The organism is Thalassobaculum salexigens DSM 19539, from assembly GCF_000423805.1.
Classification (GTDB): Bacteria; Pseudomonadota; Alphaproteobacteria; order Thalassobaculales; family Thalassobaculaceae; genus Thalassobaculum; species Thalassobaculum litoreum.
Genome location: NZ_AUIR01000013.1, coordinates 139,371 through 149,961, shown reverse-complemented (window position 1 = coordinate 149,961; position 10,591 = coordinate 139,371). Strand labels below are relative to the sequence as shown.

General features: G+C 68.0%; 12 protein-coding genes. 8 read left to right on the top strand and 4 right to left on the bottom strand.

The features are described from left to right. Together tnpA and G578_RS0103400 are read right to left on the bottom strand one after the other, a co-directional pair. The coding region (gene tnpA / locus G578_RS0103405; RefSeq protein WP_028793058.1) for an IS66 family insertion sequence element accessory protein TnpA at positions 1-254 on the bottom strand (254 nt) is incomplete at its 3' end. Between the two features lie 110 nt (positions 255-364). Further along, positions 365-1,378: an aldo/keto reductase gene (locus G578_RS0103400; protein WP_028793057.1), complete on the bottom strand. Its 1,014-nt coding sequence runs from the start codon at positions 1,376-1,378 to the stop codon at positions 365-367. A gap of 166 nt (positions 1,379-1,544) precedes the next feature. Here G578_RS0103400 and G578_RS0103395 point away from each other — a divergent pair, with 166 nt between their 5' ends. The 5 genes from G578_RS0103395 (at position 1,545) to G578_RS0103375 (ending at position 5,937) form a co-directional block, all read left to right on the top strand. Next, positions 1,545-2,273: a ribonuclease activity regulator RraA gene (locus G578_RS0103395; RefSeq protein ID WP_156907191.1), complete on the top strand. Its 729-nt coding sequence runs from the start codon at positions 1,545-1,547 to the stop codon at positions 2,271-2,273. Further along, complete coding sequence (locus tag G578_RS24510; protein WP_051243810.1) at positions 2,266-2,901, top strand: class I SAM-dependent methyltransferase; 636 nt, start codon at positions 2,266-2,268, stop codon at positions 2,899-2,901. The genes G578_RS0103395 and G578_RS24510 overlap by 8 nt, the downstream gene beginning before the upstream one ends. 68 nt (positions 2,902-2,969) lie before the next feature. Continuing rightward, positions 2,970-4,397: a pentapeptide repeat-containing protein gene (locus tag G578_RS24505; RefSeq protein ID WP_051243807.1), complete on the top strand. Its 1,428-nt coding sequence runs from the start codon at positions 2,970-2,972 to the stop codon at positions 4,395-4,397. Between the two features lie 13 nt (positions 4,398-4,410). Further along, entirely contained in the window at positions 4,411-5,040 is a 630-nt protein-coding gene (locus G578_RS0103380; protein WP_028793055.1) for a hypothetical protein, read from the top strand. A gap of 96 nt (positions 5,041-5,136) precedes the next feature. Then, positions 5,137-5,937, top strand: coding sequence for an enoyl-CoA hydratase-related protein (locus G578_RS0103375; RefSeq protein WP_028793054.1), 801 nt, complete (start codon positions 5,137-5,139; stop codon positions 5,935-5,937). Here G578_RS0103375 and G578_RS0103370 read toward each other — a convergent pair whose 3' ends face one another. Then, a complete protein-coding gene (locus tag G578_RS0103370; protein ID WP_038013413.1) occupies positions 5,938-6,516 on the bottom strand; it encodes a GNAT family N-acetyltransferase in 579 nt (192 codons plus the stop codon). It lies immediately after the preceding gene. A 67-nt stretch (positions 6,517-6,583) separates the two neighbouring features. Here G578_RS0103370 and arsC point away from each other — a divergent pair, with 67 nt between their 5' ends. The 3 genes from arsC (at position 6,584) to G578_RS0103355 (ending at position 9,652) form a co-directional block, all read left to right on the top strand. Further along, positions 6,584-6,931, top strand: a complete 348-nt coding sequence (arsC, locus tag G578_RS0103365) for an arsenate reductase (glutaredoxin) (RefSeq protein ID WP_028793052.1) — start codon at positions 6,584-6,586, stop codon at positions 6,929-6,931. Positions 6,932-7,226: 295 nt separating this feature from the next. Then, positions 7,227-8,234 (top strand): TauD/TfdA dioxygenase family protein, encoded by a 1,008-nt coding sequence (locus tag G578_RS0103360; protein WP_028793051.1) that lies wholly within the window; start codon positions 7,227-7,229, stop codon positions 8,232-8,234. Between the two features lie 200 nt (positions 8,235-8,434). Next, positions 8,435-9,652 (top strand): tetratricopeptide repeat protein, encoded by a 1,218-nt coding sequence (locus tag G578_RS0103355; protein WP_156907190.1) that lies wholly within the window; start codon positions 8,435-8,437, stop codon positions 9,650-9,652. Positions 9,653-9,863: 211 nt separating this feature from the next. Here G578_RS0103355 and G578_RS0103350 read toward each other — a convergent pair whose 3' ends face one another. Beyond that, the gene (locus tag G578_RS0103350) at positions 9,864-10,586 is read right to left on the bottom strand and encodes an SDR family NAD(P)-dependent oxidoreductase (protein ID WP_028793049.1); all 723 of its coding nucleotides are present in this window, start codon (positions 10,584-10,586) and stop codon (positions 9,864-9,866) included. Between the last annotated feature and the right edge of the window lie 5 nt (positions 10,587-10,591).

The following is a 10,591-nucleotide window of genomic DNA, read 5'->3' as shown; positions in this document are numbered from 1 at the left end:
CCCAGCATCTCGCGTAACGTCGAGACGTCCATCACCGACTCTGCCAGCAGCTTCTTCAGCCGCGCGTTCTCGTCCTCGAGTTGCTTCAGGCGCTTCGCCTCCGACACCTCAAGGCCGCCGTACTTCGAACGCCACTTGTAGAAGGTCGCATCGCTGATCCCGTGTTTGCGGCAAAGCTCCGCCGCCGACAGGCCTGCCTGATGCTCCTTCAGGATCCCAATGATCTGTTCCTCGCTGAACCGACTGCGCTTCATCGTCCATCTCCTCGTCAGAGGAACAGACTAACCTCACAATGCGGAAGTTTCAGGGGAGCAGGTCAAAAAGACCCGCTGGTGCGGGCCTCTTTCGGATCCCCCTGTTGTGCTCAGGCGCTGACTCTCGGCACCCGCCCCTCGATCGGATACTGCGGGTCGTTGTAGCCCGGGGTCGACGGATGGCCCGGCATCACCAGGCCGTCGATCAGCGCCTCGTCCTCGGCGGTGAAGCTGTAGTCGAGCGCCTTCAGGTAGCCCTGGAACTGCTCCATGGTGCGCGGGCCCGCCAGGGTCGCGGTGACCAGCCGGTTGTTCAGCACCCAGCACACCGCCAGGTCGATCGGGGTCGCCCCCTTGGCCTCGGCATGGGCCTTGATCTTCTGGGCGATCTCCAGGCTCTCGTGGCGCCATTCGGTCTGCATCATGCGCTTGTCCTGACGCCCCGCCCGGCTGCCCTCCTCCGGCGCGACGTTCGGCGCGTATTTGCCGGTCAGGATGCCGCGCGCCAGCGGGCTGTAGGGCACCACGCCCAGGCCGTAGTGGCTGCAGGCCGGCAGGTGCTCCACCTCGGGCATACGGTTCAGCGCGTTGTAATAGGGCTGGCTGACCACCGGCCGGTCGATGCCGATCTCGTCGCACAGCCGGCAGATCTCGGCGACCCGCCAGGAGCGGTAGTTGGACACGCCGAAATAGCGGATCTTGCCGGCCTTCATCAGGTCGCCGAGCGCCATCACCGTCTCGCGCAGGTCGGTCGAATGGTCCTCCTTGTGGAGGTAGTAGATGTCGATCACGTCGGTGCCGAGCCGCTTCAACGAGGCGTCGCAGGCCATGTGGACCCAGCGCCGCGACAGCCCGCCCCGGTTCGGATCGCCGCCCAGCGGATTGGCGAGCTTGGTCGCCAGCACCCAGTAGTCCCGGCCCTCGGCGATCGCCCGACCGACCACGGCCTCGCTCGCGCCGCCGTTATAGGCGTCGGCGGTGTCGATGAAGTTGATCCCGGCATCGCGCGCGGCGGCGACGATCTCCTTGCTCTCCGCCTCCGGGGTCGGCCCGCCGAACATCATCGCCCCCAGGCAGAGCGGCGAGACCTTCAGGCCGGAACGGCCCATCGTGCGATATTCCATGACACCCTCCGGTTCACAACGGCGCGGCAGTCTTGCGCAGCACGTGCGGCGCGTCCAGCCGGTGGCTGCCTGGCCGTAGCCGTCATGCGGGACAGGCCCCTTGCCTCCCGCGCCGCCGCGTGGTGCCATCGCGCCAACCAGAATGACCGCCCTAGGGAGGGGCACCATGAGCACCGACACCCTGTCTGAAGAAACCCGCGAGAAGCTGTCGACGGTCAGCACCGCGACGCTGACGACCCAGATGTACAAGCGCGGCTTCCGCAATGTCTTCATGCAGGGCGTCGGGCGCCTGACCACGGCGCATGACCGCAACATGGTCGGCCCCGCCTTCACCCTGCGCTACATCCCGGCGCGCGAGGATCTGGACGACCTGTCGGTATTCCAGGACTACGACCACCCGCAGCGCAAGGCGATCGAGACGTGTCCCGAGGGCCATGTCCTGGTGATGGACAGCCGCGGCGACGCCTCGGCCGCGTCGGCCGGCAACATTCTGATCACCCGGCTGATGAAGCGCGGGGCCGCGGGCATCGTCACCGATGGCGGGCTGCGCGACAGCTACCAGATCGCCGAGTACGACATCCCCTCCTACCACTCGCACCCCTCGCCGCCGACCAACCTGATCAAGCACCACGCGGTCGAGACACTGAACGAGCCGATCGCCTGCGGCGGCGTGGCAGTCTATCCGGGCGACATCCTGGTCGGCGACCTCGACGGCGTGGTCGTCATCCCGCGCCACCTGGCCGACGAGGTCGCGAAGGACGCCGCCGAGCAGGAGATCCACGAGGAGTTCATCTATTCCGAGGTCGCCGGCGGCAAGCCGCTGCGCGGCACCTATCCGCCGGACGAGGCCGCCAAGGCCCGCTACGCCGAGTGGCGCAAGAAGCGCGATGGCTGACGTCTCGCCCAGAGCCGACGCCTCTCCCAGCGTCGACGACGCGATCGCCGACTACGACCGGCTGGCGGGCACCCTCGCCCCTCGCTATGCCGGCTCGGGTGCCGCCGAACGGCTGGTCCGGCGGCACGCGGCGATCCTGCCCAAGCCGCCGGGTCCGGTGCTGGATATCGGCGCCGGCAGCGGCGCCCACGCCGTCGCCTTCGAGGCCAAGGGCTATCGCGTCGTCGCCGTCGAACCCTCGGCCGGCATGCGGGCACAGGCGCTCACCCTGTTCCCGGACATGGACGCCGAATGGATCGACGACCGGCTGCCCGACCTCGCCGTGGTCCGGGCCCGGGGCGAGCGGTTTCCGTTCATCCTGATCAATGCGGTTTGGATGCATGTCCCGCCCGCCGACCGCGCCTCGGCGGTCGCCGCCGTGGCGTCGCTGCTGACACCGGGCGGCATCGTCTCCGTCGCCCTGCGCCAGGGCCCGCCGCCGGCCGACCGGCCGATGTACGAGGTGCTGCCGGACGCGATCGCCGCCGATTTCCGCGCGGCCGGCTTCGAGGAGCTGGAACGCTCCGATCATGGCGGGGGCGGCGGATCCGATGCCGGCTTCGTGCGCCTGGTCCTGCGCAAACCGTAATCATTTGTTATCCCGGTTTCTGGTACGGTCTTGGGATGGCGCCCGCGACGCAGGATCCCGTGACCGACATGGACGATAACGATTGGCTCCCGGCGGACCCGGACGCGGCCACCGAACAGAGCGCGACGCCGAAGAAGACCCGGCGGCGCCCCGAGGGCCCGGTCACCGTCGAAGACCGGCTGGAGGAGATCTCCGACGAACAGCTCGAGCAGATCCTGGCCGCCCATCAGAAACACGTCGCCGGCCGCGCCGGCGGCACGCGGGCCAACCTGTCCTTCAAGAACCTCAGTGGCCGGGATCTGTCCGGCCGCGACCTCAGCTATATCGATCTGACCGCCGCCCGCCTGCGCGGCGCGAACCTCTCGGGCACCGTCCTGCGGGCCGCGACGGTCTTCTGCGCCGACCTGCGCGACGCCAAGATGACCGGCGCCCAGCTCGACCGGGCCGACCTGCGCGGCTCCTGCCTGCGCGGCGCGAACCTGACCGGCTCCTCCATGGTCGATGCCGATTTCCGCGAAGGCACCCTGTTCCACTGGGACCGGGGCAACCTGACCGCCTGGATCCACGAGGACGACGCCAACAACGCCAGCAGCGCGATCATCCGCAACGCCGACCTGACCGACGCCAAGCTGTCCAACTCCTTCGTGCGCCAGACTGACTTCACCGATTCCATCCTGCGCAACGTCAAGCTGAACCGGGCCGATCTCAGCCATTCCGACCTGACCGGGGCGGATCTCGGCGGCTCCGACCTGAGCGAGGCGAACCTGACCGGCGCGAAGCTCAACGGCGCCATGCTGGCCGACGTGATCCTGAGCCACGCCAACCTCACCGATGCCGACCTGTCCGGGGCGCTAATCGACGCGGTGGACATGGACGCCTCCTCGATCTCCAACGCCACCCTGCCCCGCACCCTGGACTCCCTGGACAAGTCCCTGCGCGAAATCCTCGACCTGCATCTGCGGTTCTACCGCACCGGCGGGCGCGAAGGTGTCCGGGCCGATCTGGAGCGGGTCGATCTCTCGCAGAAGGAGCTGGAGAAGGTCACCCTGGTCGCCGGAAACCTGCGCTATGCGATCCTGCGCGGCGCCAAGCTCAGCCGTGCCTCCCTGATCATGGCGGATATGGCCTTCGCCGACCTGACCGGCGCCGACCTTTCCTTCGCCGACCTGCGCGGCGCCAATCTCCACCGCGCCCGGTTGAAGGGCGCGCGGATGCGGCGGGCCCGCCTGGAACCGGTGGATATCGCCGGCTTCGCCATGCAGAAATGGCCGACTAACGCCACCAACGCGACCTTCGACGAGGCGATCCTCGACGAGGCCTGCCTGCGCTCCGCCAAGCTCGACGACGCCAAGTTCCGCAAGACGTCACTCAAGAACACCGATATGGAGGATGCGACCCTCCAGCGCGCCGACTTCAGCGGCAGCGGGTGTGCGTCGCTGAAGCTCGACGGGGCGGATACGCGCGATGCCGAGGGCCTGCCGGAACCCACCGAGTAGACAGCGAAGCACCATGGTTCAAAGCATTTCCACCGACGAGGCCGTCGACTTCGCCCGCGGCCTGATCGCCGAACTCCGGGAAAGGCGTCTGTCGGCCCTCGCCGGGGTCACCGCCAAGATCGATCCGGTCATGGAGCGCCGCGTCGCGCTGGATGTCGGCGGCGACGACCTGAAGGAACTGGCCAAGCGCAGCCACGGACTCGAGGAGGCCGTCAAACGCGCCCGTCGGCAGGCCGAGCCACGGAACTCGACCACCAACTTCGCCTCGGCCCGCCGGTACGAACAGGCCAGGCGCCAGGATGCGGAGATCGAGCGGACCCTGCAGCGGGCCAGGCAGGCCCGGGCCAAGTTCCAGTTCGTCTATGACGGTGTCATCGCCTCCGACGCCTTCGCCAAGCGCCTGGCGGAGGAGATGGTCGCCGCCGATCCCGCCTATGCGCGGGTCGCGCAGTTCGACGGCGCGATCAGCGGCGTCGAGGCGGTGATCGACATCTGGCTCGCCCGCAAGGCACAGGGCGAGGCGACCGTCGCGATCGATTTCGGCGCCCTGCGCGACATAGCGCCTTATGACGCGGCCCGACGGCTGATGCAGCTGGCCCATGCCGAGAAAGGCACCGCGGACCCCCAGTCCGCCGAGGGCTGAAACCTCACCGTTCTATCCGGCCCCCGCGTGCTCTAAGCTCCCGAAAAACGTCATCCGGCGAAGAACCGTCCCGCCGGACAGTCCTTGGGAGGATCCATGAGTTTCGAGACCATCACCCTGGAGCGCATCGGCGACGTGGCCCGGCTGTCGATCGACCGGCCGGAGAAGCGCAATGCCGTCAACGAACAGGTGCACCAGGAGATGCGCGCCGCCGTGGCCGAGGTCACCGGCGGCGACAACCCGGCCAAGGCGCTGATCCTGACCGGCACCGGCGACCGCGCCTTCTGCTCGGGCCAGGATCTCTCCGCTCGGATGCCGCCGGAAAGCGGCCCGCCGACCCGCGACCTCGGGGCCGGGCTGGAAATCTATTACAACGCGCTGATCCGCCGCCTGCGTCAGATCGAGATGCCGGTGGTGATCGCCCTGAACGGCGTCGCCGCCGGCGCCGGCGTCGGCGTGGCCCTGGCCGGCGACATCATCCTGGCCGCCCGGTCCGCCAAGATCGTCGTCAGCTTCTGCCGGGTCGGGCTGATCCCCGATGCCGGGGTGACCCACCACCTGCCGCGGCTGATCGGCGAGAACCGCGCGCTTGCCCTTGCCCTGACCGCCGATCCGCTCGACGCGGAGACGGCCGAAAAATGGGGCCTGGTGTGGAAAGTTTATGACGACGACAGGCTGCAGGACGAGGCGGTGGCGCTGGCTTCCAAGCTGGCCAAGCTGTCCCCCCGGGTGGTCCAGCGCACCCGCCGCGCCATGCGGGCGGCGATGTCGAACGATCTCGACACCCAGCTCGCCCTGGAACGCGACATCCAGCGCGAGGTCGGCTTCGGCAACGACTATGCCGAGGGCGTGCGGGCCTTCCTGGAAAAGCGGGAGCCGCAATTCACCGGGACATAGTTACCGGGACCTGAGGTCCGCCCAGGCCGTCCGCGAAATCCGGTAGAGCACGTGGCGCAGCAGCCGGTGGCCTTCTGGCAGCAGGGGGTGGTCGAAATCGCCGTTCTCGTCCCGGGTCATGCCGATGCGGCGCATCACCGCCTGGGAGCGCTCGTTCTGGACGGCGGTGAAGGACACCACCTCGTCCCGACCCAACGTCCCGAAGGCGAAATCGAGTGAGGCCGACGCCGCCTCGCTCGCATAGCCCTTGCCCCAGGCCGCCCGGCTCAGGCGCCAGCCGACCTCGGTGCAGGGACCGCACGGAAGTTCGGCGCCGTAATGCGGCACGCTCGGCCCGACCATGCCGATGAAATCCGGGCCGCCCTTCACCTCCACGGCGAAGAAGCCGAGGCCCTCGGTCTCGATCCGCTCCTTTACGCGCAGCGCCAACGCGTCGCTGTCCGCCCGGCCGAGGGTGTCCGGGAAGAACTCCATCACCGCCGGATCGGCGTTCAACGCGGCGAAGGGAGCGAAGTCGGACTCCCGCCAGGGCCGCAGGATCAGGCGCTCGGTTTCGATCGGCAGGCCGGCATGGGACATGGGAACACCCGTTGGTCTGGGAACGGCCCCCGGACTACTCTGGATGCCGGACTTTGTGGAGACTGAAATGACCGTTCGTATCTATCACAACCCGCGCTGTTCCAAGTCGCGCCAGACCCTTGCCCTGCTGCAGGAGCGGGGGATCGAGCCCGAGGTTGTCGAATACCTGAAGACCCCGCCGGGCGCGGCCGAACTGGACCGGCTGTTGACCGCCATGGGCCTGGAGCCGCGCGCGGCGATGCGCCGCAAGGAAGCCGCCTACAAGGAGCTGGGACTGGACGCCCCGTCGCTGGACCGGGCGGCGCTGATCAAGGCGATGGTGGAGCACCCGATCCTGATCGAGCGCCCGATCGTCGCCAAGGACGGCAAGGCCGCGATGGGCCGCCCGCCGGAGGCGGTGCTGGGAATCTTGTAGGCACGGCGCTTCCCCACCCTCCCCCGTCATCCCGGACGCCCCCGGACACGATCCGGGAGCGGGCCGGGACCCCGCGTGTCGGCCGTCTGGGTCCCGGCCGACCTCCGGGTCGTGGCCCGGAGCTCGCCGGGATGACGATAGCAATGAAATGGTTGCCTCTTCCTGAGAGGCCCGGATCAAATCCGGGGCGTGTCGAAGGGAGCGGCGCATATGTCGAAGCACCGATCCCATCTGGAACAGGCCAGCCACCCTGCCCTAAGATTGTCCTTCCTTCCTCTCCAACGGGTACCGCGCCATGTCCAAACTCGATCTGCAGCCGCTCGCGGGGGCCAATTTCGGCCGTCATGTCCGGGTGACCGGCGCCACGACCGACGCCGAGGTGATCGAGGCGCTGGAGGCCGAGGCGGATACCCTGCTCTCGGCGTTCTACGACGGCCACGGCTTCATGCTGCTGACCGGTCTCGACAGCATGGCCCGCGATCCGTCGCAGCTCGTGCGCCTGTCGCGCCTGTTCGGCCCGGAAGTCGAGGACTACACCAAGACCGGCATGATCCTGGACCGGGTGCACAAGGAGGTGCCGGAGATCCTGGTGATCTCCAACGCAGCACCGATGAACCAGAAGCCGCCGGCGCGGCCGGAGCCGGCCCTGACCGCCGACGGCAAGCTGCCGGTGCAGTTCCCGCACCGCCGCGGCTGGCACACCGACCAGAGCTACCGCCGGCCGCCGCCGGACATCTCGCTGTTCTACTGCGTGCACCCCGCGCCGATCGACCAGGCCCAGACCCTCTATGCCGACGGCATTTCCGCCTACGAGGCCCTGTCCGACGCGATGAAGGCGCGGATCGACGGGATGGAGGCGCTGCACGTGCAGCCGGGCACCGGCCGCGCCGAACTGGCGGTGAAGGCCGGGGAGACGCCGAAGCCGCTCGGCCCGCTGCAGCAGCCCCAGCGCCAGCCGATCGTGCGGGTCCACCCGGTGACCGGGCAGAAGGCGCTGTATCTCTGCGAGTCCGGCCAGCTCGACTGGATCGAGGGACCGATCGTCGGCCTGGAGAAGGGTGTCGACGGCGACGGCGCCAGGCTAGTCTACGAGCTGATGAGCCATTTCACCAGCGCGCCCTACGCCTATGTCCAGGAATGGCGGGCCGGCGATCTGGTGATCTACGACAACCGTTGCACCATCCACAGTGCCACCTGGTTCGACGGCGACGCGACCGACCGGGTGATGTGGCGCACCACCGTGCGCGGCAATCCGGGACCCGAATACGCCGACGAGACCCCGAGCTGGCTGCCGGCGGCGTAGGGCCGTTCCTCGTCCTAAGTCTTACTCTCGTCATCCCGGCGAACCCCGGACCCGATCCGGGGCCGTCCACACATGACGATAAATCCGGGATGACGATTATTCAGAAGGGCCGATTGAACCGACGCTCCGACAAACGCTAAAATGCATATCAATGCTCCCCGAGTGGGGTGGGCGATCGACGGCGCAACGGGGGACGGGTCTTGGAGATCTCACTGGCGACTATCTATGGGTTGCTGATCGCGGTCGGCCTCGTCTCGGTCGACACCGTGCTCAATGCCAACACGCTGTTCCTGGACTCCCATGTGGCGGCAAAGTTCGAGGAGGCGGGCTATTCCGCCGAGGTGGTGGAGCAGCACCTGATCAACGAGCTGTCCATCATCGCCGACACCAAATCGCTTGTGAAGGCGCCCGTGGTGAAGTCGAGTGCCGCGCCGACGGTTTCCTCGGCGCTCGCCTCGGTCGTGAACCTGCAGGACTCCCTGGAGGCGGCCCAGCAACTGGTCGGCTTCGCGCCGCCGAAGCTCTTCGCCGCCGCGGTCGAGCATGGCGAGGTCGACACGATCGAGCTGACCGGTCGCTCGCCGCTCTTCGGGCGGTTTTCGATCTCCGTCGACGGCGCGGAAAAGAACATGGACCAGATGATCGAGGAAGCGGCCTACCGCACCTTCCGCGAACTCGATCCCTACACCGCGATCCTGTCCCGCTTCACCCACACGCCCGACAATCTCGAAGCGGTGGAAACGGAACTGGATGAGATGCTGGTCCGCCTGCGGCTCTCGCCCCATACCGATACCAAGGCGCAGCTGGAGAATCTCAAGGGCATCATCGCCCTGGACCGCAACGACATCGAGGGGGCGATCGGCAACTTCCAGACCGCCCTGAAGGACGACCCGCACTTCCATGTCGTCCGCCTCAACCTGGCGCTCGCGATGGTGCAGCTCGACCGATACGACGCGGCGATCGACCATACCAGCTTCATCTCGGAGCCTGCCTATTGGCCGATGACCGGCGATCCGGTGCTGCTGTCCGCCGCCTATGTGCTGCGGGCCGTCGCCCACTGGGGCAAGGGCAACCTGATGTTGGCGAAGAGCGACCTGGAATACGCGGTCTACCTGCAGCCGACCTCGACCGCGGCCTACTGGTATCTGTCCGGCGTGCTGCATGCCATGGGCCAGCCGACCAAGGGCGAGATGATGCTGCAGAAGGCGAAAGACAATCTCGTCTATTTCGAGACCTATCCGGAGATCGCCCTGCTGTACTACTGGGTCTCGGCCGAGGACATGCGGCCGCTGGAGCGGCGGACGACCACGCTACCGAGCTGGCACGGCGGGACCGCGCCGAGCGAGCCGCAGGCCGAGCCCGATGCCGCGCCCTCCGCGCCCACACCTTCGCAGACGCCGATCCGCCAGAGCACCTGACACCGGCCGCGGAAGCGAACGCGGGGCCGCCCGAAGGCGACCCCGCTGCGGCGGCGGCACCCCAAAAGGTCAGTCCGCCGCGCATGCTGCGGCCCGGCTCTGGAGGGAGGAACGGGCCGTCGCCGGGTTCTTATCGCCGCTCCCGGGCCGATCTTCCAATCGAAGGAACGTATGGAGGCGATCGGCTCTCCCTATCGGATCGCCGGCGCCGTTATGACCCGGCCGCGGCCGAGCCGACGGTGAAGCCGCCGCAGATATACATGACCTGGCCGGTCACGAAGCCCGAGCGGCGGTCCATGAAGAAGCTGACGCCGTTGGCGATGTCGTCCGGCGTGCCGAGCCGGCCGACCGGAATGCCGTCGATGATCTTCTGGGTGCGCGGATCCTCCGGCGGGTTCGCCGCGTGCCAGAGCGGGGTCGAAATGCTGCCCGGGCCGATGGCGTTCACGGTGACGCCGTCGCGCGCCAGCTCCAGCGCCCAGGTCCGTGTCATGCCGTGGATCGCCGATTTGGAGGCCGCATAGGCGGTGCGCAGCTCCTTGCCCATGGCGGCGCGGGACGAGATCGAGACGATCCGCCCGAACCCCTCGGCGCGCATGCCCTCCACCAGCCGTTTGGTGATGGTCAGGACCGGCTTCACGTTGAGCCCCATGACCGCGTCGAAATCCTCCAGCGTGGTGTCGTCCAGCAGCGCCGGCTTCACATGGCCGACATTGTGGCAGACCCGGGTGATCGGCCCGTCCTTGAGCACGTCGTCGAGCGCGGCGTGGATGGCGTCGGTATCCGTCAGGTCGACATTGATCCAGCGGGTCTGGAGGGGCGGATCGGGCTCCACCCGGTCGAGGATCACGACCTCGTAGCCGTCCTCGATCAGCCGTTGGACGATTCCGCGGCCGATCGAACGCGACCCTCCGGTCACCAATGCCCGTTCCATGCGTT